Genomic DNA, 22,677 nt, shown 5'->3' on the forward strand with positions numbered 1-22,677 from the left:
CAAGGATGGTCGATCGGGTAAGTGGCCGAACCGTTCTCGTCACGGGTGCGGGTCAGGGAATGGGTGCTGGCATCGCCCGCGCCCTGGCCGCAGAAGGCGCGAACGTCGCTGTCGGGGACATCAATGTGGCCGCCGCAGATGCCGTGGCAGGCGCGCTCAGAGACGAGGGGCATCCGGCGATCAGCGTCGGGATGGACGTGACGAAGCGCGACGACGTGCGCGCTGCGATCGCCGGAACCGCACGTGAATTCGGTCGCCTCGACGTCATGTTCAACAATGCCGGCCTCAACAAACCCATGCAGTTCCTCGACGTCACGGAGGAGAACTGGAACCTCGTCATGGACGTCAACGCCCTCGGCGTCCTGATCGGGACGCAGGAAGCGGCCAAGCAGATGATCGCCCAGGGCGGCGGCGGCAAGATCGTCAACACCGCGTCCATCGCCTCCCGGCAGGGTTACGCGGAGTTCGTCCCCTACTGCGCAAGCAAGTTCGCGGTGGTGGCCATCATCCAGGCGGGGGCACGGGCCCTGGCGGACCACCAGATCACGGTGAACGGATTCTCGCCGGGCGTGGTGGACACCCCGCTGTGGGCACAGCTGGACAAGGACATGGTCGACATCAACGCGGCCGAGAAGGAGGGCGATGCCTTCGCGGCCTTCGCTTCCGGAGCGCTGCTCGGCCGCGCCGCGGTAGTGGAGGACATCGTCCCGACGGCGGTGTTCCTCGCCAGCTCGGACAGCGACTTCATCACCGGACAGGTGATGGCCATAGACGGGGGAATGGTTCTGGTTTAAGCCGTTTCGACGGCCCGCCGGCCGACCGACTCAGCGCTTGCTCTTCGACAACCTGCGCGAGTTGTAGGAGTCCAGCAGCACGGCGATGAAGATCAATGCGCCCTGCATGAACTGAACCCAGAACGGGCTGACGTTGAGCAGCGTCAGGCCGTTGTTGATCACGCCGATGAGCAGCACGCCGACGAAGGTTCCTGCCAGACTACCCTTGCCACCGAAAAGGCTGGTACCGCCGATGACCACCGCGGCGATCACCTGTAGCTCCAATCCCGTTGCGGCAGTGGGTGTCGCCGAGCCCAGACGGCCGACGAGGGTGATGGCAGCGATGCCCGCACAGACCCCGGCGATGGCGTAGACAAAGAACAGGACACGGCGATCGCGGATGCCTGCCAGACGCGCCGCCTCCCGGTTGCCACCGACGGCATAGACCTGATGGCCAAACGTGCTGCGACTCAGCACGAAGTAACCGATGGCGAACATCAGCAGTGTGGTGATCACGGGCACGGGCAGCCCGAGTAGCGCGCCATCACCCAGCCAGGTGAACGAGGCGGGCAGATCGTAGACACTCTGCCCACCGCTGATCTGCAACGTCAGACCACGGGCCATGCCGAGCACGGCGAGGGTGACGATGAACGGGGCGAGGCGTAGCACCGTGACCGAGAACCCGTTGAGCGCGCCGATGAGGGCGGCGACGGCGATGGTGAGGAGGACTCCGAGCCCGCCGTTCAGCCCGCCACCGACTAGCGTCGCGGCGAGCATCCCGGACAGCGCGATGTTGGAGCCGACCGAGAGGTCGATGCCACCGGTGATGATGATGAACGTGGCTCCTACTGCGGCGATTCCGACGATCGACGACTGCGTCACGATGTTCGTCAGGTTCGACGTGGTGAGGAACTTGGGCGTGAGGATGAACATGATGACGCAGGCGACGGCAAGGGCCGCAACGATGGGGAACAGCGGGCTCTTCGCCATTCGGCGGATGGTGTCGGTCCTGGGCGCGCGTTGATCGTCTGACCTCGTGCGCCCTTCACTCGCTGGCGATGTTGCGGTGGTCGTCATGGTCGTGGTGTGCGCTTTCGTTCAGCCCGCGGCTGCGAGGTGGAGGATACGTTCGCGGTCGTAGTCCGACCGGGCGACTTCGCCAACGAGTCGTCCCGCTCGAAGGACGTAGATGCGGTCGGCCATCGCCAGCACCTCGTCGGTGTCCGAACTCGTCAGCAGGACCGCGACGCCTGCCTTCGCGAGTTCGATGATCTGTTGGTAGATACCGGATTTCGCACCGACATCGACCCCGCGGGTCGGATCGTCCAACAGCATGACGGCGGGCTGACCCGCCGCCGAGCGGGCGAGGACCACCTTCTGCTGGTTGCCCCCGGAGAGCATCCCTACGGCGGTGGCCGGTGACTCGGCCTTTACGCCGAAGCGCTTCATCGCCGCCGCCGCGAACTTCCGCTGAACCGCGGGCATCCGGATGCCGTAGCGGGAGACCTGGGGGTACAGGCCGTAGATCAGGTTGTCCTGAATGCTCTTGTCCAGTATCACGCCTTCGGACTTGCGGTCCTCCGGCGAGTACACGATCCCGAGCTTCTTGGCCGCCGCGATGCTGCCCGCTTTCAGCGTGGTGGTGTACCGCGTGATGGTGCCCGCGGACACGTCGTTGATCCCCGCGATCGCCTTCATCAGTTCGGTTCGCCCTGCGCCCGCGAGGCCGACGAGGCCGACGATCTCGCCGGCCCGCGCGGTCACCGTCGCGTGGCGAATGCCGGGTGCGCTGAGGTTTGACACCGACAGGCAGACGTCGCCGAGTTCCCTTGCCTCGAAGGGGTAGGCCTGTTCGAGTTCCTTGGCGAGCATGGCCTTGATGAGCGCTCTCTCGGTCCACTCGCCGATCGGACGGTCGTCGACGAGACGGCCGTCCCGCAACACGCAGATCCTGTCGGCGATCGCAAACAGTTCGTCGAGGTGGTGGCTGACGTAGACGATGGTCAGGCCCTCCTGCTTGAGCCGTCCGATCAAGAAGTGCAGCTTCTTCACGTCGTCTTCCGGTAGCGCCGAGGTGGGTTCGTCGAACACCAGGACGCGAGCCTCTCGTGCCAGACACCTGGCAATCTCCACCAGTTGGCGTTGCGCCAGGGTCAGCGACCGGACCGGTCGTGCCACGTCGACGTCGGCGAGTCCGACCCGGGACAGTGCGTCACGGGCGGCGCGCCTGTTGCCACGTCGGTTGCTCACGTTGGCGCTGTGAAGCGGACGGCCCAACATCACGTTGTCCACCACCGACATGTCCGGAATGTCGGTCAACTCCTGATAGATGACGCTGACACCGGCGTCGATGACGCGTCTGGGGTCGGCAGGCAGCTCGATGCCGCCGAGCAATATCCTTCCCTGGTCGGCGGATACGGCACCTGCGAGGATCTTGATCAGGGTCGACTTGCCCGCGCCGTTCTCACCGGCGAGCGCGACCACGCTGCCGGGTCGCAATGTCATGGTGACGTCGGTGAGGGCATGCACTCCGCCGTAGGACTTGGTGATCGATTCCAGCGTCAGCTCCGCCGCGCCGGAGGTCATTGCACCTCATCCGCCCAGATGCCGTAGGCCTTCACCTCGGAGGAGTCGATGTTCGCCTTGGTGATCAGCTGCGCTGGGTAGACCACGTTCTTGGGAACCTCCTTACCCGCCTGGAGGTCGGAGACCAGCTCGATTGCCTTCTCGGCCATCTTGATCGGGTTCTGGCTGACGGAGGCATCCTGGATGCCCGCGCGGATGTTGGCGATCGCGGGCTTGGAGCCGTCGACCCCGATCACGTAGATGTGGCCGGGTGTGCCTACCGATTTGAAACGTCCGGCGGCCTCGATCGCCGCACTCACGCCGACCGCTTCGGCGTCGTTGCCGCTGAAGACGGCGTCTACCTTCGGGTTTGCCTGCAGGATGTCGTTCATAGTCGCGTTGGACTTCTCCGTGTCGTAGCCGCCGTCCTGGGTGGCCACGATGTGGATGTCCGGATGCTTCCCGATCTCCTCGAGGAACCCCTTGTTGCGGTCCGACGCAGATGGTGTCCCGATGATGCCGGTGATGTTGACGACGTTGCCACGGGGCCCACCGTTCACTGTGGTCAGAAACTGGACGATCTGCTGGGCGGCCATCTGGCCCGCTGCCACGTTGTCCAGGTTCACGGTCGAGGTGATGTCTCCCTCGACCGAATCGGCGATCGAGATGACCGGGACGTTCTTGACTTTGGCGGCATTCAGGGCCGGGGTGACGGCTTTGCCATCCGCGGGCGTGAGGAGGAGGTACTGGGCGCCACGATTCAAAAGGTTCTCGATATCGCTAACCTGTTGGCTCGGTTCACCATTCGCGTTCGTCGTCACCATCTGGTAGCCGTGCTTGCTACTGCCGGCGTCGAGTCCCTTCTGCATGCCTGCGAAAAACGGATTGGACACCGTGTAGGTGCTGTATCCGACGGTCGTGGCGGACTCGCCGGAGTCACGGTTGCAGGCAGTCAGGCTGGCCACACACACCAGACTCACCGCGCCCGCGGCCAATTGGCGCATCACGTTCGACATGCGGTCATCTCCTTGTGAACGTTTCGAGCCCGACGGTGGGAGGTGTCGTCGCAGGCGGTGGGTTGCGGCCGTCAGCCTAAGTTCACGATGAACAGTGTGTCAATCGTCACTATACAAAGAGATTGTGATGACGGCCGTACCTACACAGCGATAGCACTCAGTGAGGCGGGAGGTCAGTTTAGGCATTTCCGCAGCTAAAACCCTATGCGGATTGTGATATAGCTGTGCGCCGGCACATTTCTTGTTGACGCATTCGCTTAACCTGGCCCGCCGATGTGTAGTTTCACTGAAGCGACAGCCATGACATCTATCCCGCACCGCCAGCACGACTCGAAGGCGACTGAAAACGGAACATCCCCAGACATAGGGCAGTCCGCGGCGGGATTTGGAATCCTCGCCAGGCCGTGGTTTGCCGAACGGCAGATCGCTGCCCTGGGCTACGACGGTGACAGCACGTGGAACCGCACCGAGTCGCAGGCGTGCAGGCGCAAATCCCATGTCCTCGGCATCACCGCGATGGGGTTGCCCTTCTTCGACGGACTAGGGCTGGAGGACTTAGCCGTGGCGTGCGGATACAAGGAAGGTGGGAGGCGCATCGCTGATCCACCGATACGCCTCCACGGCGACACGGGTGCTTCATCAACCCGCTAGCCATCTTGTGACCCGGTCAGAGTCGACGGGTCACCTCGGCGACCGCCGACCAGTCCAGCTTGGAGAGGTCCTCGTCGGCCAGGGCGGACTCAAACAGCGATCGCAACGCGGAACTCGTGGGAAGCGCCGTACCGGTGTCGACGGCTGCCTGTTCGGCGAGCACGAGATCCTTGAGACCCAGGGCGACGGTGAAACCAACGGGCTCGTAGTTCCGCCGCGCGATCATGGGACCATAACCGGCGTAAGCGCTTCCTGTATAGGCCGTGTCGGTGAGGATCTCGATGAAGGTGTCACCCGAGACGTTGCCACGTTCGACCATCGTGACCGATTCCGCGAGTGCCTGCAGAGTGTGGATGAGGTTGTAGTTCACCGCTATTTTGACCAGGTTTGCCCGTTCGGGTTTGTCTCCGACGGACCAGAATTTCTTCCCCAGCACGTCGAGACACGGTCGCGCACGTTCGATGTCTGCGAAGGGGCCCGCGGCGACGATGTTGAGTTGACCGCTAGCGGCGAGATGCGGCCGACCCAGGACGGGCGCGGCGATGTAACCGACTCCGGCGGCTCGGTGCTTGGCATCGAGGATCCGCGCCGTGTCCACGCTGACCGTTGCCATGTTGACGTGGGTTGCGCCGACGGCAGAAGCCAGCGCGTCGTCGGAGAAAACGCTGAGGGCTGCGTCGTCATTGGCCAGCATGGAGAAGGCGAGGCCCGCCTGCAGCGCCTCTTGAGCGGTGTCCGCGACACGTATGCCGGCGGCGGCAAAAGGCTCGGTGGCACCCGTCGACCGATTCCACACGACGACATCGTGGCCCGCATCCACCAAACGGCGCGCCATGCCGGCGCCCATCGTTCCCAACCCGATGAAACCTACTGTTGGCATGGTGTTTTCCTCTTTCGTAGCTGGTCGTCGTCAGCGCGATTCCAGCGAATCGATTGACCAGGATGTTCACAATACTGTTCATTGTTGATGTACACCTCTGACCGTCCGGCGTCTGAGTCCCATGCCGTTGCGCGGTCAGACCCCGCCGGAGCGCAGGCCCGATCCGTCACACGTCATCGAGCGAGGCATTCCATTTCGTTAGGGACGCGGTGGCGCGTGATCGCATGTTGCTCTGCGGGCAGGCCGAGGCCGCTCGGGTATTCGAAGAGTCTGCGAACGGGTCAGCGTCTCGCCGCACCGACACTCGCGCGCGGTGCGCACGTCGATGTATTCCTCAGTTTGGTTCGCTCCCAGTGGGGGTCGAACGAGAACGGTCTCGCGCCGACAATGTGGGCACGGGTCCTGTTGCCAAACCGCTGGGATCCACCTGAGTGCGGCCAACTTATTGAGTGTCATCCAAGCCGAGTCGGACGTGTTCGGTGATGTCCGCGACGGTGATCTGCTCGGTTTCTGTGGACTCTTGGAGATGCGAGTAGATGACCGCCGCTCGGAGCTCTGGTCTACACCGAGGCCAGCACTGCAGTACGCCGCCGATCGCCATTTGTCCGCCCAACTGCGCCGATGACGACCGGAACATCGGCTGCGCGGCATGATGGTGCTCCGATGTGTCCGCTGCATAGCTTGAGGTTGCAATAAGGTTGCGAAGGGTCCAAACGAAGAAAAAGGTCAGGGACCAGAAACGGCCCCTGACCTGCGGGGTGGCTGACGGGACTCGAACCCGCGACAGCCAGGATCACAACCTGGTGCTCTACCAACTGAACTACAGCCACCATCGCCGCTAACCGCGCGGCGCCGTTGATATTAGCCGCTAGGGCGCTCCCTGGCCGAATCCATATCCTTCGCCGCGCCGTTCGGTGGACCCAGTTCGGCGGCGATCTCCGTGATCTCGCTGGTTGACGGTCCAGGAGGCGGTACGAACGCGGTGCGCCGGTAGTACTGCAGCTCGCGGATCGACTCGTGGATGTCGGCCAGCGCGCGATGCGCGAGCCCCTTCTCCGGCTGCCCGAAGTAGATGCGTGGATACCACCGGCGGCACAGCTCTTTGATCGAGCTGACGTCGATCATCCGGTAGTGCAAGTAGTCGTCGAGCTTGGGCATGTCGCGGGCGATGAACCCGCGGTCGGTGGCGATCGAGTTACCGGCCAGGGGAGCGGTTTTGGCCTGCTTGACGTGGGTGCGGATGTAGTCCAGGACCAATTCCTCGGCCGCGGCCACGTCCACGCTCGACGCGCGCACCTCCTCGATCAGGCCAGAGCGGGTGTGCATGTCGGTCACCACCGGGATCATCGACGACAGTGCGGCGTCATCGGCGTGGATCACCACGTCGATGCCCTCGCCCAGGATGTTCAGCTCGGCATCGGTGACCAGCACCGCGATCTCGATGAGCAGGTCGGTCTTGAGGTCAAGACCGGTCATCTCGCAGTCGATCCACACCAGTTCGTCACGCACAGGGGCCACAGTAAGCCGTCCGGCGACAACCAGCCGCCCACACCCGCCGAGCGCGCCGATGCTTAGTAGTGTTTCGACCTATGACGACTGAGTCGACAGCCAACTCCGCACAGCAGATCGCCGCAGGTTACGCCACTGATGGGGCGGCTCTCGAGCTTGGCGCCGTCGTCGTCGACGCAGTATGCGACCCGGCGTCGCTTGTACGTATCCCGTTGGCCACGGTCAACCGCCACGGCCTGGTCGCGGGTGCCACCGGCACCGGCAAGACGAAGTCGCTGCAGGTGATCGCCGAGCAGTTGTCGGCGGCGGGGGTCCCGGTGGTGATGGCCGACTTCAAGGGCGACCTGTCCGGTCTGTCGCAGCCGGGTCAGGCCAGCGACAAGATCGAGCAACGAAGCAAGGACACCGGCGACACCTGGAGGCCGACCGCGTTCCCGGTGGAGTTCCTGTCCCTTGGCACGTCGGGAGTCGGAGTGCCGGTGCGCGCGACGATGACCAGTTTCGGGCCGATACTGCTGTCAAAGGTGCTGGGGCTCAACCCAACTCAAGAATCCACCCTGGGTCTGATCTTTCACTGGGCCGACCAGAAGGGGCTGGCGCTGCTTGACCTGAAGGACCTGCGGGCCGTCATCCAGTTCCTCACCAGCGACGAAGGCAAGGAGGAGCTCAAGGCGATCGGTGCGGTATCCGCGTCGACCGCCGGGGTGATCCTGCGGGCACTGATCAATTTGGAGGCCGAGGGCGCCGACACGTTCTTCGGCGAGCCCGAACTCGAGCCCAGCGACCTGATGCGTACCGACGCGCAGGGTCGCGGCATCATCACGCTGCTCGAACTGGGCGACCAGGCCGCGCGCCCGGTGATGTTCTCGACCTTCCTGATGTGGGTGCTTGCCGACCTGTTCACCGCGCTGCCTGAGGTGGGCGACGTCGACAAGCCGAAGCTGGTGTTCATCTTCGACGAGGCGCACCTGCTGTTCAGCGACGCGTCCAAGGTGTTCCTCGAGCAGGTCGAGCAGACGGTCAAGTTGATCCGGTCGAAGGGCGTCGGCGTGCTCTTCTGCACCCAGCTGCCCACCGACGTGCCCAACGATGTGCTCAGCCAGCTGGGCGCGCGCGTCCAGCATGCGCTACGCGCGTTCACGCCCGACGACCAGAAGGCGTTGACGAAGACGGTGCGCACCTACCCGAAGACCGATGTATACGACCTGGAGGAGGCGTTGACATCGCTGGGGATCGGCGAGGCAATCGTGACGGTGCTGTCGGAAAAGGGCGCGCCGACGCCCGTGGCGTGGACCAGGATGCGCTCGCCGCGTTCGTTGATGGGCGCGATCGGCACCGACGCGATCACCGAGGCTGCGAAAGCCAGTCCGCTACAAGCCAAGTACGGCCAGACGATCGATCCGCAATCGGCCTACGAGATACTGCAGAACAAGGTGGCGCCGCCGCCTGCCGATGCGCCGCCGCCACCGCAACAACAGCCGCCTGCCCCCGCCAGTGCCGAAGGCGAGGCGAAGAGTCGCGGGGGCGTCGAGGGCAGCATGGTGTCTGAGGTGCTGCAGAGTTCGGCGTTCAAGAGTTTCCTGCGCTCGGCGGCGACGGTGGCGGGCCGCGAGATCACCCGCAGCATTTTCGGCACCGGCCGCCGCAGGCGCTAGCACGTCGCGCCGAAACTGTATTCCGGCAGGCCGCTACTCGAACTTTTGCTGCTGGAATACCGTTTCGGCGCAAGGGGCCTAGCCGCCGCCGAGTTTCTTGTAGACCGCGCCGACGATCGGCGTCACGATGGCGCGCGGGGTGTACCCCGACGCCACCGACATCGCCTTAGACGTCACACCCGGTACGACCCGCATCTTGTTGCGCTCCAAGCCGTCCAGCGACAGCCTGGCCGTGTACTCCGTCGAGATCCACAGGAAGTCGGGAATCAGCTTCTCCACCAGCGACTGCTCGGTCTCGGCGGGCAGCGTCTCGCGCACGGGACCCGGCGCCAGCACCGTGACGTGGACGCCCGCATGCTTGAGCTCGCCGCGCAGCGATTCGCTGAACGTGTTGGCGAATGCCTTGGTGGCCGCATAGGTGGCGTTGTTCGGGATCGGCGAATTGCCCGCCGCCGAACCGGAGATCAGGATTCCGCCCGCGCCGCGCGACACCATGCCCGGCAGCACCGCGAGCGTAAGGTCATGCACGCCAAGCACATTCAGTTGCACCTGGGCCTTCTCACCGGCCGGGTCCAGCGACGCCACCGGGCCGAAGGTCGCGGTGCCTGCGTTGGCGCACAGGATCGAGATCTCACGCGAGGCGAGTTCGTCGCACAGTTTGGTCCGCTGCTCGGGATCTGCCAGATCGACCGGGCGCACTTCGACGGTCACGCTGTACTGCTCGGTGATCCGGTCCGCCAGCGCGCGCAGGACATCCTCGCGGCGGGCGGTGATGATCAGGTGGTGCCCGCGGGCGGCGAGTTCGATGGCCAACGCCTCGCCGATGTTCTGCGAGGCGCCGGTGACGACGGCACGGGCGTCCGCGCTGGGACCGGGTACTGGCATGGGCCGGACTATATCTTGACGTGCATGAGCCGGTTGCGAGTGCTCGCGTGGGCGTTGTGGGACTGCGGTTCCACCGGGGTGGGTGCGATCGTCGTGACCTTCGTGTTCTCCGTGTACCTGACCCGCTCCGTCGGCGACGATCTGCCCGGCGACACCAGCCCGGCGAGCTTGCTCGGCTGGGCGTTGTTCGTCTCCGGTGTCATGGTCGCCGTACTCGCTCCGGTCGTCGGGGTCTGGGTGGACGGGCCGCATCGTCGCCGGCAGACACTCGGTGTGCTCACCGCAATGGTGGTGGCGCTGACATCATCGATGAGCCTGATCCGCGACGACTCCAGCTACCTGTTGGCTGGTCTTCTGTTGCTCGGCTTCACCGCGGCGTGCAATGACCTTGCCACCGTGCCTTACAACGCGATGCTGCGCCAGCTCGCCACGCCGCAAACGTCGGGCCGCGTATCTGGATTCGGTTGGGCAGCAGGCTATCTCGGCAGCATGTTGCTGCTGGCGATCGTCTACGCGCGGTTCATGTCGCACGGCACTCAGAACGTGCCCGCGGCCATGCTGCTCACCGCCGCATGGATGACGGTGTTCGCGCTGCCCGTGCTGATCGCGGCGCCGCCGACTGACCTCGCGCCGGCACCTCGTTCCGCAGCGGGGCTGCTCGGCGCGTACCGCAAGCTGTGGGCCGACCTGGTCGCCGAATGGCGGCGCGACCGGAACTTCGTGTACTACCTGCTCGCCAGCGCGGTGTTCCGGGACGGCTTGGCCGGCGTCTTCACATTCGGGGCAGTGCTCGGCGTCAACGTCTACGAGGTCTCCGAGGCCGACGTCCTGCTGTTCGGCATCGCCGCCAACGTGGTGGCCGCGATAGGCGCGGTGCTTGGCGGGCTGTTGGACGACCGCGTCGGCTCGAAGACCGTCATCCTGGCCTCGCTGGCGTCGATGATCGCCGTCGGATGCGCACTGATGGCCCTTTCGGGCGCCGCGGCGTTCTGGGCGTGTGGTCTGCTGCTGTGCCTGTTCATCGGGCCGACGCAGGCTTCGGCCCGCACCCTGCTGCTGCACATGACAAGCCACGGCAAGGAGGGCGTGGCATTCGGGCTCTACATGATGACCGGCCGCGCCGTCGCGCCGATGGCGCCGTTCATGTTCTCGACCTTCGTCGCGGTGTTCGGGGCGGACCGGGCAGGCATCGCGGGTCTAATGCTGGTACTGGCAACGGGTTTCGTTGCGATGCTTGGGGTGCAGGTGCCGCGCAGGCAGTCAGTTGCCTAGCCCGCTGCGGTGCAGATCGTCAGGCCCGCACCCGTGCGCTGCTGCACCTGGACCCCGTTGACCGTGATCGAGCAGCTCACTTCCCGCCCGACATTGATGATGCTGACACTGGCCGAATTCTCGGCAGGGTCTGCCAGTTCGACCTCCTTGCTCCACGGCAGCATCACGTTGAACTCGGTCTGCAACACCCCGCCCGTATCGACGTAGGTGATGTTGATGGCTCGACCGTCGCCCGAGACGTTGTAGACGACGGTTTCGGTCGCGCCAGGAGTCGACGGGCTGGTGGGCGACGGAGTGCTTGGCAGCGTCGGCAGCGGGAAGACCGGAATGGTCGGGCGGGGTGTCGTGGTCGGCGTCGGCCTGGTGGTAGTCGGCTCCTGCACAGACGGCAGCGGGGCCACCACGGTGTCCTGCTTGGAGCTGTTGACGATCACCAAGGCGATCACCAGCCCGATCACCGTGACGATCGCGACGCCCGCCACGATCCACAGCCAGCGCGGCGACTTCGGGCCGTCGGGCTCTGGCGGCGGCCCGGCGGGCGGGTACTGCCCGCCATACTGGCCGGTCGCGTACGGGTCATAGCCGTACGGCGGGTACCCGGACAGCCGCTCAGTCGGCGCCGGGCCCACGGGCGCCTGGTAGGTGGGGCCGTAGGGCGCCTGGCTGGCATAGGCCGGATCGCTGTATCCGGGATAGCTGCTGCCGAAGGGTTCGGGCCCGTCGCGGCGTGGTGAATCGGTCATACCCACCTCATGGCTGCAGGGTACCTGTGCGGCCGCTCAGTCGATCACCGACCGGCGCTCACCTCGATCTTCACGGCGCGGTGCCGTCGCGCGGCCTACGACCATGCAGAATCGAACCAATGGGAGTACACGTCCGTCGGCTCTACGGCGCATCGATGTCGCCGGACGCGACCGCGTTCGCCCATCTGGTGGACGACGGCGGCTTCCCCCGGGCCGTCCAGCGCTTCCTTCGCGGCTGGCGTGCCAGCTCGTCGCGCGACGTCGAACTGCCCGTCGAGGGCGCCGTCACCCGCGTCCTTCATTCTGCAGACGGCCACTGGTTGGCGTGTGAGGTCGCACCTGACGGGGCCACGCGCAGCCAGATCTGGATCGTCACAACTGATCCCGACGACCGCGTCGCGCGGCGCATCGACCAGTGGCCTGCAGGCGCGCAGGAAGGCACCGCGGAGCTGATCGCGTGGGATGGCACCAAGGTCGCGGCCATTCTCACCGGCGAGGACGGGGTCGGCAGCTCGTGTCTGATCGATCCGTCCGACGGCACAACGGCGATACTCGATCGCCGCTCGGGCGGCAGGCTGGTCGATGCGTGGGCGGGGGCGGCGCTGGTGCGGGTGGGTCCGCGGGGTTACCGCGACCTGATCATGTTGCGTGGGCAGACCGAAATCGCCTTACTGCCATACGATCCCGGCTCCACCAGCGACGCGGGCATCATCCTCGACGACCACAGCCCGCGGCGGTTGCGGGCGGGTCTGGAGGGTGAACTGACGCAGTTGTATCAGCCCGCGAGCCACGGGCCCAACGACTCCGAGGGTTATGTCCGCGCGCTGATCCGCAGTGAGAACGGCACCGAGCACGCTCGGCTTCTCGAGGTCACGGCCACGCCGGACGGAGTGTCGTATCAGGTGGTCGCCGAGCGGCCGGGATTCGAGCTCGACGAGTTCACCGTCAGCGATGATCTGTCCACTGTGGCGATGCTGTGGAATATTCACGGCGCCAGCGAATTACAAATCTTGGAGCTTGCTGACAACACGCTGCATGAGCCAATTCCGTTGCCCGGCATGGTGGCCAGCGAGTTGAGCATCAGCGCGGGCGGCTCGATGCTCGCCATGACAGTCGAAGGTCCGTCGCTGCCGCCGATGGTCGAGCTTGTCAATCCGCGGACCCGCGAATGGGAGCCGGTCGACAGGGAGCCCAGCAGCGGGCCGCTCACCGCTGATCCCTCGCTGGAGCGGATCACCGCACGCGACGGGCTCGAGTTCACCGGCTGGTTGTTCCGCCCGCCCGACGGGATCGACTCGATTGGCGCGATGATTTTCTTGCACGGCGGCCCAGAGGGGCAGGGCAGGCCCGGCTACAACGAGTTCTTCCCCCCGCTGCTCGAAGCCGGGATCGCCGTGTTCCTTCCGAATGTCAGGGGCTCCGGCGGATTCGGCCGCACGTTCATGCACGCCGACGACAAGGAGCGGCGGTTCGCGGCCATCGACGACGTCGCCGACGCGGCATGCTATCTAGTCGACCGTGGTGTCGCGCCGCGGGAGCGCATCGCATGCTGCGGATGGTCGTATGGCGGTTATTTGACCCAGGCGGCGCTGACGTTTCATCCACAACTGTTCGCGGCGGGAATCAGCATCTGCGGGATGAGCGATTTGAACACGTGGTATCGGACCACCGAGCCGTGGATCGCCGCCGCCGCCCACCCGAAATACGGCCACCCGATCAGCGACCGGGAACTGCTGGACGATCTGTCACCGTTGCTCCGCGCTGACGCGCTCACCGCGCCGCTGCTGCTCGTGCACGGGCTCAACGACACTAATGTGCCACCCACCGAATCGCAGCAAATGTATGACGCATTGCGTGCATTGGGCCGCACCGTCGAACTGCTGACGTTCGACGACGACGGCCACGAAATCGTGCGCCGCGAGAACCGCGCTGTGCTGGTCAGCGCGATGACCAACTGGCTCACAACAGCGTTCGCTGCCGCCGCGATTTCGTGATCAAACCGTAGCTGGCCTGAGGTTTGGACAAATTGTCCGCCGGGTAAACCGTCGCTGCGCGTCAGTCGCTGGCGCCGTACACGGATGGAGGCAGACATGCGAGGCGGCGGAATTCTCGGCGTCATTGTGCTCGTCTGGTTGCTGATCGGGGTGGTCGCGGCGTACCAACGCGATTACTTCAAGAACTCTGAAAACAACTGCGCCACAGCGGGGTCCATCGCCCTCACGGTGGTGGCAGGTCCGCTTAATTACGCGGGTGTCAATCCCAAGGTAACCAACTGCAACATTCCTGAACCCAGCCAGTAGTCAACTGGCGGTTAACAATTCGCGACGAAATGGAGTAACCATGATTGTCCTGGGAGCCATCCTGCTCATTCTCGGGCTGATCTTTGGCATATCGATTCTCACGTACATCGGTGTGGTGCTGCTCGTTGTCGGCGCCGTCTTCTGGATCCTCGGATCCGTCGGCCGTCCGGTCGGCGGTAGGAGAGTCTGGTACTAACGCTGTAAACGAGCGGCCGAGGTCAGCGCCGCGACCGTCATCGCCCGCAGGACGGATCGCGAGCTGGCCTCGGCCGCTTTTGCGGCACCGGGCTTCACGCTGTGTGGTGTCGAGTTCAACAACCCAAAAGCCGCATGCGCCATCAGCCGCGCATCCGCCTCGCTGAGCGAACCATCCAACTGCCGCAGCACGTCGACCCAGATCTCGACGTATTGCCGCTGCGCCTTCCGTACCTGCCGCTTGGCCACCGGTGGAAGGTGACCGAGGTCGCGGTCCTGAATGCGGATCAGATCCGATTCTCCGAGCGCGAAGTCCAAGTGGAAATCAATGAGCCCGTCCAATGCATCCGCGGCGCTATCGGCGTCGCCGACGACTTTCGTGGCGCCGGCCAGCAGTCGTGCGCTGATGCCGACCAGAAGCTCAGTCAGCAGCGCTTCCTTGTTGGGAAAGTGACGGTATATCGCGGGCCCGCTGACACCCACGGCCGCCCCGATGTCTTCCAGGCGCACAGCGAGATAGCCGCGCTCGGCGACCAGGCGTTCGGCGGCGGCGATGAGCTGGCCACGACGGTCGGATTTCGCCCGGCTGCGCCGCGTCGGGGAGGACGTCGACGTAGCCATTCGACCTCCGGCTCGCTGGTGGACAACTCGGTTAATCGTGACTAACATACCATAAGTTAGTCGTCATTAACTCAAACGAACGGGTCTTATGAGGACACCGCAAGGCAGCCACCGCGGCGAGCATCTCGCGCTGGTCGAACAGTTGCGTGCGAAGTTGGCCACGGCGGCACTGGGCGGCCCCGAACGGGCACGCGATCGCCACGTCAGTCGCGGCAAGCTTCTGCCGCGCGACCGGGTGGACGGCCTACTCGACGCAGGCAGCCCGTTCCTCGAACTCGCGCCGTTGGCGGCCGACGGCATGTACGACGACGAATGTCCTGGCGCCGGCATGATCGCAGGCATCGGCCGGGTGTCGGGTCGGGAGTGCATGATCGTCGCCAACGACGCGACGGTGAAGGGCGGCACCTACTACCCGATCACCGTCAAGAAGCATCTGCGCGCCCAGGAGATCGCCGGACAGAACCGGCTGCCCTGCATCTATCTCGTCGATTCCGGTGGTGCGTTTCTACCGCGTCAGGATGAGGTGTTTCCCGACCGTGAGCACTTCGGTCGCATCTTCTACAACCAGGCGAACTTGTCCGCCGAAGGGATCCCGCAGATCGCCGCGGTGCTCGGGTCCTGCACCGCGGGTGGGGCGTACGTACCCGCGATGAGCGACGAAGCAGTGATCGTGCGCAATCAGGGCACCATCTTCCTCGGCGGACCGCCGTTGGTGAAGGCGGCGACGGGCGAGGTGGTGACGGCCGAAGAACTCGGCGGGGGCGATCTGCACTCCAAGACCTCCGGTGTCACAGACCATTTGGCGCACGACGATCGCGACGCGCTTCGGATCGTTCGTCGGATCGTCGCGACGTTGGGACCGCGAACGCCCGTGCCGTGGGACGTATTGCCAACGGTTGACGCCGTCGCCGACCAGACCGAGCTCTACGACGTCGTGCCCGTTGACCCCAGGGTGCCCTACGACGTGCACGAGGTCATCACGCGGATCGTCGACGGTGGCGAGTTCTCGGAATTCAAATCCGACTACGGCGCCACACTGGTCACCGGATTCGCCCGCATTCACGGCTACCCGGTCGGCATCGTCGCCAACAACGGTGTGTTGTTCAGCGAATCTGCGCTCAAGGGCGCGCATTTCATCGAACTCTGCGACAAGCGAAACACGCCGCTGCTTTTCTTGCAGAACATCTCGGGCTTCATGGTCGGCCGCGACTACGAGGCCGGCGGTATCGCCAAGCACGGCGCGAAGATGGTGACCGCGGTGGCCTGCGCCAGGGTGCCCAAGCTGACCGTGGTGATCGGCGGTTCCTACGGTGCGGGTAATTACTCGATGTGTGGTCGCGCGTATTCCCCTCGGTTCCTGTGGATGTGGCCGAATGCCCGGATTTCGGTGATGGGTGGTGAGCAGGCCGCCTCGGTGCTCGCGACGGTACGCGGCGAGATGACACCGGAAGAGGAAGAGAAGTTCAAGGCGCCGATCCGTCAGCAATACGAAGACCAGGGCAACCCCTACTACTCGACGGCCAGACTGTGGGACGACGGCGTGATCGACCCTGCGGACACCAGAACCGTTCTGGGTCTGGCTCTTTCGGTCGTGGGGCAGGCGCCTCTCGAAGCGGTTTCCTACGGCGTGTTCAGGATGTGACGATGCACTTCAACACGGTTCTGGTAGCCAACCGCGGTGAGATCGCGGTCCGGGTGATCCGCACTCTGCGTGCGATGGGAATCCGCTCGGTCGCGGTGTTCAGTGCCGCCGACGCCAACGCCCGCCACGTCGCCGAGGCCGACGTCGCCGTGGGTATCGGACCCGCTCCGGCGCGGCAGAGCTACTTGGACATCGACGCGGTGGTGCGGGCAGCGCAGCGCACCGGCGCTCAGGCCGTCCACCCCGGTTACGGATTCCTCTCCGAGAACGCACAATTCGCCGCAGCGCTGCAGGCCGAGGGCATCGTGTTCATCGGGCCGCAGGCAGCCGCCATACAGACGATGGGCGACAAGATCGCCGCCAAGGCGGCCGTGTCGGCATTCGGCGTTCCGGTGGTGCCGGGCGTGTCCCGGCCCGGCCTCACCGATGCCGAACTGATCGCGGGAGCCGACGAGGTCGGTTATCCCGTGTTGGTCAAGCCGTCCGCCGGGGGTGGCGGCAAGGGCATGCGGGTGGTGCACGAAGCGTCGGAGCTAGCCGCGGCGCTGGCCAGTGCGCGCAGGGAGGCGGCGTCCGCGTTCGGCGACGACACCCTGTTCATCGAGCGATTCGTGTTGAATCCCAGGCACATCGAGGTGCAGGTACTGGCCGACGGTTACGGCAACGTCGTGCACTTCGGCGAACGCGAATGCAGCCTGCAACGGCGTCATCAGAAGGTGATCGAGGAGGCGCCGTCGCCGCTGCTCGACTCCCAGACCCGGGCCCGTATCGGCGCGGCCGCCTGCGACACCGCACGTAGCGTCGACTACACCGGTGCGGGCACTGTCGAATTCATCGTGTCTGCCGACCGGCCGGACGAATTCTTCTTCATGGAAATGAACACACGCCTTCAGGTCGAACATCCTGTCACCGAGATGGTCACCGGTGTCGACCTCGTCGAGCTACAGGTACGCATCGCCGCGGGGGAGAAGCTGCCGATCGGTCAGGACGACATCACCATGCGCGGCCACGCCATCGAGGCCCGGGTGTACGCGGAGGATCCCGCGCGGGGCTTCCTGCCCACCGGCGGTGAGGTGCTCGACCTCGCCGAGCCCGTTGGTCCCGGCGTGCGAGTCGATTCCGGACTCGCCGCAGGCACCGTCGTCGGCAGCGAGTACGACCCGATGCTGGCCAAGGTCATCGCGCACGCCGAAGACCGGCCCGCGGCGTTGCGTGTGCTCGACCGCGCGCTGTCGGAGACCGCGGTGCTGGGCATCACCACCAACATCGACTTCCTGCGCTTCTTGCTCGCCGACTCCGATGTCGTCGCAGGCAGACTGGACACCGGGCTGCTGGACCGGCGAACACCCGACTACGTTGCGACGCAACCCGGTGACGACGCGTTGATCGCCGCGGCCGCCTACCACTGGCTGCGCCTGTGGCCCACCTCGATCGGTGACCTCTGGGCGGTGCCGTCGGGTTGGCGGATGGGGGAGCGGGGGCCGACGACCTTCCGACTCCATGCCGGTGAACGGACCGACCATGTGCATCTGACCGGTACGCCCACTGCCGCGACTGCGCGAGTCGAGGACGGCGAAACCCGTTCGCTGACAGCATCGCTGGATGCCGATCAGTTGACTGTCACGTTGGACGGGCTGCGGACGGAGTATCTGGTGGCGGCCACCGATGGGCAGATCTGGCTGGCCGGCGGCGGAGGCACCGCGATGGTCGAAGAAGTGCGGGAAGCGCCCGTGCGGCCCGACGAGGAACACAGCGGCGACGCCGAGCTGACCAGCCCGATGCCCGGATCCGTTGTCGCCGTTGGCGTCGAGGACGGTCAAGAGGTGGCAGCGGGCACTGTCGTTGTCACCGTCGAGGCCATGAAGATGGAACACGCCCTGTCCGCCCCGATCGACGGCGCGGTCGAACTTCTCGTCGCCGCTGGCGACCAGGTCAAGGTGGGCCAGCCGCTCGCCAGGATCACGGCCGGCCGAGCCGGCGATTCAGCAGATGCAAGTACGAAAGAAGAAGTCCATGACTGATTTTCTGGCCACCGGGATGCTGCCCGATCACTATGAGCAGCTCGCCAAGACTGTGCGCGACTTCGCTCAGAGCGTCGTCGCGCCCGTCGCCGCCAAACACGATGAGGAACATTCCTTTCCGTACGAAGTGGTGTCCGGGATGGCCGACATGGGCCTGTTCGGTTTGCCCTTCCCAGAGGAGTACGGCGGTATGGGCGGCGACTACTTCGCCCTGTGCTTGGCGCTCGAAGAGCTCGGCAAGGTCGACCAGAGCGTGGCCATCACGCTGGAAGCAGGCGTGTCGCTGGGCGCCATGCCGGTGTACCGCTTCGGCAACGAACAACAGAAGCAGGAATGGTTGCCGCTGCTGGCAAGCGGCAAGGCGCTCGGTGCGTTCGGGCTGACCGAACCCGGCGGCGGCACCGACGCGGGTGCCACCAGAACCACGGCCAAGCTGGACGACGGGCACTGGATCATCAATGGCTCAAAGCAGTTCATCACCAACTCGGGCACCGACATCACCAAACTGGTGACCGTCACCGCAGTGACTGGAGAGACCGGCGGCAAGAAAGAGATCTCGTCCATATTGGTGCCTGTGCCCATCGCGGGATTCACCGCGGAACCCGCATACAACAAAGTCGGCTGGAACGCGTCTGACACCCACCCGCTGTCCTTCGACGACGTCCGGGTGCCCGCGGAGAACCTGCTCGGTGAGCGGGGTCGCGGGTATGCCAACTTCCTGCGAATCCTCGACGAAGGCCGGATCGCCATCGCGGCGCTTTCCGTCGGTGCGGCGCAAGGATGCGTCGACGAATGCGTGAAATACGCCAAGGAGCGTGAGGCGTTCGGTGCCGCGATCGGCAGCTACCAGGCCGTCGCATTCAAGATCGCTCGCATGGAGGCACGCGCGCACGCCGCGCGTGCGGCCTATTACGACGCGGCGGCGCTGATGCTGGCGGGCAAGCCGTTCAAGAAGGCCGCGGCGGTCGCCAAGCTGGTCGCCAGCGAGGCCGCGATGGACAATGCCCGCGATGCCACTCAGGTCTTCGGCGGGTACGGTTTCATGAACGAATACGCCGTCGCGCGGCACTATCGCGACAGCAAGATCCTCGAGATCGGCGAGGGGACAACGGAAGTGCAGTTGATGCTGATCGCGCGGGAGGCCGGCCTGTGAGCGGAGCGAACGATTCAGCGGATGTGAGCGACAGGAAAATAGTCGTTCAGCGCGGGCTGTGGTTCGAGGAGTTCGAGACCGGCGTGCTGTACCAGCACCGCCCAGGACGCACCATCACCGAAGCCGACAACGTGCTGTTCACCACGCTCACGATGAACACCCAGGCGCTGCACCTTGACGCCGCGTTCTCCGATGCGTTGCCGCCGTTCAACCAGCGGCTGGTCAATTCGATGTTCACGCTCTCGACACTGGTCGGGCTGTCGGTGGCCCAACTGACGCAGGGCACGATCGTCGGCAACCTCGGCTTCGGCGAGGTCGCGTTCCCCAAGCCGCTCTTCCACGGGGACACGTTGTACGCCGAAACCGAGGTGACCGACAAACGGGAATCGAAGAGCCGGCCGGGCGAAGGCATCGTGACGTTCGCCCACACTGGCCGCAACCAGCACGGCGACGTGGTCGCGACCGCATCGCGAAAGACCATGGTGCGCAAGCGTCCCGAGGGAGCTGCATAGTGGCGCTAACGCAACCTGGTACGGCATGGTTGTTCTGCCCGGCCGATCGCCCCGAGCGATTCGAAAAGGCCGCGGCGGCAGCCGATGTGGTGATTCTCGACCTCGAGGACGGGGTCGCGGCCAAGGACAGGCAAGCGGCCCGCGAGGCGCTTGTCGAGAAGCCGCTCGACCCGCAGCGCACCGTGGTGCGAGTGAACCCGAGCGGGACCGCCGACCATCAACTCGACCTGGAGGCGCTGGCCCGCACGGCATACACCACCGTGATGCTGGCGAAAACCGAAGAGCCGCAGCAGGTTCGGGATCTTGCGCCGCTGGACGTAGTGGTGCTGATCGAGACGCCGCTCGGCGCGCTTGCCGTCAACGAACTGGCGCGGATGGACAACTCACTGGCGTTGATGTGGGGGGCAGAAGACCTGTTCGCGGTGCTGGGCGGCACCGCCAACCGGTATCCGGACGGCAGCTACCGCGAGGTGGCCCGGCACGTCCGGTCGCAGACCCTGCTCGCCGCCAAGGCATACGGGCGGATGGCGCTCGATTCGGTGTATCTGGACATCAAGGACCTCGAGGGCCTCGGCAGAGAGGTCGACGATGCGGTGGCGGTCGGTTTCGACGCCAAGGTCGCCATCCATCCGTCGCAAGTCGCCGTCATCCGCGCCGGCTATGCGCCGACACCGGAGCAGGTCGAGTGGGCGCGGGCAGTGCTCGCCGCCGCCGCCAGCGAACGGGGCGTGTTCCAGTTCGACGGCCTGATGGTCGACGCCCCCGTGCTTCGGCGGGCGGAGCGGATCGTCGCGTCCGCGCGGCACGATCGTGGCTAGCAGCCATCCGGACATGCGGGTCGTCCCGCGGAGTTTGGCGGTTTGGGCGACGTCGGTCGGCGTGAATCAGCACTCCGCCTAGTACTGCTTTCGGAGGAAACGTCGGCGCGTTCATCAGACCGTCGATCAGGTCGCCCTCGGCAGTGATGGCGTTGAGCGCCAACGAAACTGGATCATTGACAGCCTCTCGGCGGTGGCGTGCGCGGAGAGGCTCACTTGGTCACCTCCTGGCTCTTGCCGACGACAGTTACACCGCCGTCTGAGACGACGAATCCGCGCGCCCGGTCGTGATCCTTGTCCACCCCCACCTGCGCCCCCTCGGGTACCACCACGTCCTTGTCGATGATTGCGTTTCGTACCACGGCGTTGGCAGCGACAACGGTGTTGTCCATGATCACTGAGCGTTCCACGATGGCGTAGTCCTCTATCCGTGCGCCGGGAGACAGTACTGACTCGCGGACCAGCGCCCCAGAGACAATGACGCCGTTGGCGACCACGCTGTTGACCGCATGGCCGACCCGTTCGCCTTCCTCGTGCACGAACTTCGCCGGTGGATGCGGCGGGATGTGGGTGAGAATCGGCCACTCGCTGTTGTACAAGTTGAACAACGGCACGACAGCGCACAGATCCATGTGCGCGTCGTAGTAGGAGTCCAACGTTCCAACGTCCCGCCAATAGCCGGCGTCGGCGGGGTCGGCACCGGGCACCTCGTTGCGCTGAAAGTCGTAGACCTGTGCCATGCCCCGGTCCACCATCATCGGCATGATGTTGCCGCCCATGTCGTGCTTGCTGGACTCGTCGGCGGCGTCCTTGCGCAGGGCCTCGACCAGAGCGTCGGCGGAGAACAGGTAGTTCCCCATCGACGCGAACGTCTCGTCGGGCCGACCTGGCAGCCCCGGCGGGTCGGGCGGTTTCTCCAGGAACGCCTCGACCCGGAGCCCGTCGGAGGCGGTCTTGATCACCCCGAAGGCGGTGGCCTCCTTGCGTGGCACGGGAATGCCGGCCACCGTGGCGCCCGCGCCACTGTCGAGGTGCTGCGCGATCATCTGCCTCGGGTCCATGCGGTAGACGTGGTCGGCGCCGAACACGATGACCAGATCCGGCTTCTCGTCGTTGATCAGGTTCAGTGACTGGTAGATCGCATCGGCGGAGCCGGTGTACCACTGCGGGCCAAGGCGCTGCTGGGCGGGCACCGGTGTCACGTAGTTGGCGAGCAGGCTGCTCATCCGCCAGGTCGTGGTGATGTGGCGGTCCAGGCTGTGGCTCTTGTACTGCGTGAGCACCGCGATACGCAGCACCCCGGCGTTGACCAGGTTAGACAACGCGAAATCGATCAATCGATACAGCCCGCCGAACGGAACGGCTGGCTTAGCCCGGTCAAGGGTCAATGGTGAGAGGCGCTTGCCCTCACCACCTGCGAGCACGATGCCGAGCACCTTTGGATCGGCCATTTGACGTCTCCTTCT

Annotated in this window: 21 protein-coding genes and 1 tRNA gene; 12 read left to right on the plus strand and 10 right to left on the minus strand. The window is 65.2% G+C overall.

Going from position 1 to position 22,677, the window contains the following annotated elements:
- The first annotated feature begins 5 nt into the window (after nucleotides 1–5).
- Nucleotides 6–794, plus strand: a complete 789-nt coding sequence (locus ACGFK1_RS18455) for an SDR family NAD(P)-dependent oxidoreductase (RefSeq protein ID WP_393432032.1) — start codon at nucleotides 6–8, stop codon at nucleotides 792–794.
- A 30-nt stretch (nucleotides 795–824) separates the two neighbouring features.
- Here the strand turns inward: ACGFK1_RS18455 and ACGFK1_RS18460 are convergent, their stop codons facing one another.
- From ACGFK1_RS18460 to ACGFK1_RS18470, 3 genes are all read right to left on the minus strand, one after another.
- Nucleotides 825–1,763 (minus strand): ABC transporter permease, encoded by a 939-nt coding sequence (locus ACGFK1_RS18460; RefSeq protein ID WP_393432035.1) that lies wholly within the window; start codon nucleotides 1,761–1,763, stop codon nucleotides 825–827.
- Between the two features lie 108 nt (nucleotides 1,764–1,871).
- Nucleotides 1,872–3,359, minus strand: a complete 1,488-nt coding sequence (locus ACGFK1_RS18465) for a sugar ABC transporter ATP-binding protein (protein ID WP_393432038.1) — start codon at nucleotides 3,357–3,359, stop codon at nucleotides 1,872–1,874.
- Entirely contained in the window at nucleotides 3,356–4,354 is a 999-nt protein-coding gene (locus ACGFK1_RS18470; protein WP_393432041.1) for a sugar ABC transporter substrate-binding protein, read from the minus strand. The genes ACGFK1_RS18465 and ACGFK1_RS18470 overlap by 4 nt, the downstream gene beginning before the upstream one ends.
- Before the next feature lie 300 nt (nucleotides 4,355–4,654).
- Here ACGFK1_RS18470 and ACGFK1_RS18475 point away from each other — a divergent pair, with 300 nt between their 5' ends.
- The gene (locus ACGFK1_RS18475) at nucleotides 4,655–5,005 is read left to right on the plus strand and encodes a hypothetical protein (RefSeq protein WP_393432044.1); all 351 of its coding nucleotides are present in this window, start codon (nucleotides 4,655–4,657) and stop codon (nucleotides 5,003–5,005) included.
- A gap of 16 nt (nucleotides 5,006–5,021) precedes the next feature.
- On the opposite strand, the gene ACGFK1_RS18480 is transcribed toward ACGFK1_RS18475, so the two are convergent.
- The 3 genes from ACGFK1_RS18480 to orn form a co-directional block, all read right to left on the minus strand.
- A complete protein-coding gene (locus tag ACGFK1_RS18480; protein ID WP_393432047.1) occupies nucleotides 5,022–5,885 on the minus strand; it encodes an NAD(P)-dependent oxidoreductase in 864 nt (287 codons plus the stop codon).
- Between the two features lie 757 nt (nucleotides 5,886–6,642).
- A tRNA-His gene (locus ACGFK1_RS18485) sits at nucleotides 6,643–6,715 on the minus strand.
- A gap of 31 nt (nucleotides 6,716–6,746) precedes the next feature.
- Nucleotides 6,747–7,394, minus strand: a complete 648-nt coding sequence (orn, locus tag ACGFK1_RS18490) for an oligoribonuclease (RefSeq protein WP_393432050.1) — start codon at nucleotides 7,392–7,394, stop codon at nucleotides 6,747–6,749.
- A gap of 80 nt (nucleotides 7,395–7,474) precedes the next feature.
- On the opposite strand from orn, the gene ACGFK1_RS18495 reads away from it, so the two are divergent.
- Nucleotides 7,475–9,049: a helicase HerA-like domain-containing protein gene (locus ACGFK1_RS18495; RefSeq protein ID WP_393432053.1), complete on the plus strand. Its 1,575-nt coding sequence runs from the start codon at nucleotides 7,475–7,477 to the stop codon at nucleotides 9,047–9,049.
- 78 nt (nucleotides 9,050–9,127) lie between these two features.
- On the opposite strand, the gene cmrA is transcribed toward ACGFK1_RS18495, so the two are convergent.
- On the minus strand, nucleotides 9,128–9,934 hold the full coding sequence (gene cmrA / locus ACGFK1_RS18500) for a mycolate reductase (protein WP_393432056.1): 807 nt from the start codon (nucleotides 9,932–9,934) through the stop codon (nucleotides 9,128–9,130).
- 24 nt (nucleotides 9,935–9,958) lie between these two features.
- Between cmrA and ACGFK1_RS18505 the strand changes: the two genes are divergently transcribed.
- The gene (locus ACGFK1_RS18505; protein ID WP_393432059.1) at nucleotides 9,959–11,206 is read left to right on the plus strand and encodes an MFS transporter; all 1,248 of its coding nucleotides are present in this window, start codon (nucleotides 9,959–9,961) and stop codon (nucleotides 11,204–11,206) included.
- Here ACGFK1_RS18505 and ACGFK1_RS18510 read toward each other — a convergent pair.
- Nucleotides 11,203–11,949: an MmpS family transport accessory protein gene (locus tag ACGFK1_RS18510; RefSeq protein WP_393432062.1), complete on the minus strand. Its 747-nt coding sequence runs from the start codon at nucleotides 11,947–11,949 to the stop codon at nucleotides 11,203–11,205. The genes ACGFK1_RS18505 and ACGFK1_RS18510 overlap by 4 nt on opposite strands.
- 119 nt (nucleotides 11,950–12,068) lie before the next feature.
- Between ACGFK1_RS18510 and ACGFK1_RS18515 the strand changes: the two genes are divergently transcribed.
- The 3 genes from ACGFK1_RS18515 to ACGFK1_RS18525 all read left to right on the plus strand — a co-directional run bounded on the left by ACGFK1_RS18515 (nucleotide 12,069) and on the right by ACGFK1_RS18525 (nucleotide 14,445).
- Nucleotides 12,069–13,943, plus strand: a complete 1,875-nt coding sequence (locus ACGFK1_RS18515) for an alpha/beta hydrolase family protein (RefSeq protein WP_393432065.1) — start codon at nucleotides 12,069–12,071, stop codon at nucleotides 13,941–13,943.
- Between the two features lie 84 nt (nucleotides 13,944–14,027).
- Nucleotides 14,028–14,249 carry a hypothetical protein gene (locus ACGFK1_RS18520; protein ID WP_197518613.1) on the plus strand — a complete coding sequence of 74 codons (222 nt, stop codon included), beginning with the start codon at nucleotides 14,028–14,030 and terminating at the stop codon, nucleotides 14,247–14,249.
- A 40-nt stretch (nucleotides 14,250–14,289) separates the two neighbouring features.
- Nucleotides 14,290–14,445 (plus strand): DUF6131 family protein, encoded by a 156-nt coding sequence (locus ACGFK1_RS18525; protein WP_101946508.1) that lies wholly within the window; start codon nucleotides 14,290–14,292, stop codon nucleotides 14,443–14,445.
- Here ACGFK1_RS18525 and ACGFK1_RS18530 read toward each other — a convergent pair.
- A complete protein-coding gene (locus ACGFK1_RS18530; protein ID WP_393432068.1) occupies nucleotides 14,442–15,065 on the minus strand; it encodes a TetR/AcrR family transcriptional regulator in 624 nt (207 codons plus the stop codon). The genes ACGFK1_RS18525 and ACGFK1_RS18530 overlap by 4 nt on opposite strands.
- 88 nt (nucleotides 15,066–15,153) lie before the next feature.
- Here ACGFK1_RS18530 and ACGFK1_RS18535 point away from each other — a divergent pair, with 88 nt between their 5' ends.
- Genes ACGFK1_RS18535 through ACGFK1_RS18555 form a run of 5 tightly spaced genes read left to right on the plus strand, consistent with a single transcriptional unit; the run spans nucleotide 15,154 to nucleotide 21,211 of the window.
- Nucleotides 15,154–16,707: a carboxyl transferase domain-containing protein gene (locus ACGFK1_RS18535; RefSeq protein ID WP_393432071.1), complete on the plus strand. Its 1,554-nt coding sequence runs from the start codon at nucleotides 15,154–15,156 to the stop codon at nucleotides 16,705–16,707.
- Nucleotides 16,708–16,709: 2 nt separating this feature from the next.
- Nucleotides 16,710–18,728, plus strand: a complete 2,019-nt coding sequence (locus ACGFK1_RS18540; RefSeq protein ID WP_393432074.1) for an acetyl/propionyl/methylcrotonyl-CoA carboxylase subunit alpha — start codon at nucleotides 16,710–16,712, stop codon at nucleotides 18,726–18,728.
- Nucleotides 18,721–19,881: an acyl-CoA dehydrogenase family protein gene (locus ACGFK1_RS18545; RefSeq protein ID WP_393432077.1), complete on the plus strand. Its 1,161-nt coding sequence runs from the start codon at nucleotides 18,721–18,723 to the stop codon at nucleotides 19,879–19,881. The genes ACGFK1_RS18540 and ACGFK1_RS18545 overlap by 8 nt, the downstream gene beginning before the upstream one ends.
- Nucleotides 19,878–20,393, plus strand: coding sequence for a MaoC family dehydratase (locus ACGFK1_RS18550; protein ID WP_393432081.1), 516 nt, complete (start codon nucleotides 19,878–19,880; stop codon nucleotides 20,391–20,393). Before ACGFK1_RS18545 ends, ACGFK1_RS18550 begins: the two co-directional genes overlap by 4 nt.
- Complete coding sequence (locus ACGFK1_RS18555) at nucleotides 20,393–21,211, plus strand: HpcH/HpaI aldolase/citrate lyase family protein (RefSeq protein WP_393432084.1); 819 nt, start codon at nucleotides 20,393–20,395, stop codon at nucleotides 21,209–21,211. The genes ACGFK1_RS18550 and ACGFK1_RS18555 overlap by 1 nt, the downstream gene beginning before the upstream one ends.
- A gap of 212 nt (nucleotides 21,212–21,423) precedes the next feature.
- Here ACGFK1_RS18555 and glgC read toward each other — a convergent pair whose 3' ends face one another.
- Nucleotides 21,424–22,662 carry a glucose-1-phosphate adenylyltransferase gene (glgC, locus tag ACGFK1_RS18560; RefSeq protein WP_393432087.1) on the minus strand — a complete coding sequence of 413 codons (1,239 nt, stop codon included), beginning with the start codon at nucleotides 22,660–22,662 and terminating at the stop codon, nucleotides 21,424–21,426.
- Between the last annotated feature and the right edge of the window lie 15 nt (nucleotides 22,663–22,677).

This window comes from Mycobacterium sp. NPDC048908 (assembly GCF_043197955.1).
GTDB lineage: Bacteria > Actinomycetota > Actinomycetes > Mycobacteriales > Mycobacteriaceae > Mycobacterium.

What these genes read in the sequence shown, in the direction of transcription:
- ACGFK1_RS18455 (WP_393432032.1), top strand. Translation starts at nt 6, where the DNA reads ATGGTCGATCGGGTAAGTGGCCGAACCGTTCTCGTCACGGGTGCGGGT.
- ACGFK1_RS18460 (WP_393432035.1), bottom strand. Translation starts at nt 1,763, where the DNA reads ATGGCGAAGAGCCCGCTGTTCCCCATCGTTGCGGCCCTTGCCGTCGCC.
- ACGFK1_RS18465 (WP_393432038.1), bottom strand. Translation starts at nt 3,359, where the DNA reads ATGACCTCCGGCGCGGCGGAGCTGACGCTGGAATCGATCACCAAGTCC.
- ACGFK1_RS18470 (WP_393432041.1), bottom strand. Translation starts at nt 4,354, where the DNA reads ATGTCGAACGTGATGCGCCAATTGGCCGCGGGCGCGGTGAGTCTGGTG.
- ACGFK1_RS18475 (WP_393432044.1), top strand. Translation starts at nt 4,655, where the DNA reads ATGACATCTATCCCGCACCGCCAGCACGACTCGAAGGCGACTGAAAAC.
- ACGFK1_RS18480 (WP_393432047.1), bottom strand. Translation starts at nt 5,885, where the DNA reads ATGCCAACAGTAGGTTTCATCGGGTTGGGAACGATGGGCGCCGGCATG.
- ACGFK1_RS18495 (WP_393432053.1), top strand. Translation starts at nt 7,475, where the DNA reads ATGACGACTGAGTCGACAGCCAACTCCGCACAGCAGATCGCCGCAGGT.
- cmrA (WP_393432056.1), bottom strand. Translation starts at nt 9,934, where the DNA reads ATGCCAGTACCCGGTCCCAGCGCGGACGCCCGTGCCGTCGTCACCGGC.
- ACGFK1_RS18505 (WP_393432059.1), top strand. Translation starts at nt 9,959, where the DNA reads ATGAGCCGGTTGCGAGTGCTCGCGTGGGCGTTGTGGGACTGCGGTTCC.
- ACGFK1_RS18510 (WP_393432062.1), bottom strand. Translation starts at nt 11,949, where the DNA reads ATGACCGATTCACCACGCCGCGACGGGCCCGAACCCTTCGGCAGCAGC.
- ACGFK1_RS18515 (WP_393432065.1), top strand. Translation starts at nt 12,069, where the DNA reads ATGGGAGTACACGTCCGTCGGCTCTACGGCGCATCGATGTCGCCGGAC.
- ACGFK1_RS18520 (WP_197518613.1), top strand. Translation starts at nt 14,028, where the DNA reads ATGGAGGCAGACATGCGAGGCGGCGGAATTCTCGGCGTCATTGTGCTC.
- ACGFK1_RS18525 (WP_101946508.1), top strand. Translation starts at nt 14,290, where the DNA reads ATGATTGTCCTGGGAGCCATCCTGCTCATTCTCGGGCTGATCTTTGGC.
- ACGFK1_RS18530 (WP_393432068.1), bottom strand. Translation starts at nt 15,065, where the DNA reads ATGGCTACGTCGACGTCCTCCCCGACGCGGCGCAGCCGGGCGAAATCC.
- ACGFK1_RS18535 (WP_393432071.1), top strand. Translation starts at nt 15,154, where the DNA reads ATGAGGACACCGCAAGGCAGCCACCGCGGCGAGCATCTCGCGCTGGTC.
- ACGFK1_RS18540 (WP_393432074.1), top strand. Translation starts at nt 16,710, where the DNA reads ATGCACTTCAACACGGTTCTGGTAGCCAACCGCGGTGAGATCGCGGTC.
- ACGFK1_RS18545 (WP_393432077.1), top strand. Translation starts at nt 18,721, where the DNA reads ATGACTGATTTTCTGGCCACCGGGATGCTGCCCGATCACTATGAGCAG.
- glgC (WP_393432087.1), bottom strand. Translation starts at nt 22,662, where the DNA reads ATGGCCGATCCAAAGGTGCTCGGCATCGTGCTCGCAGGTGGTGAGGGC.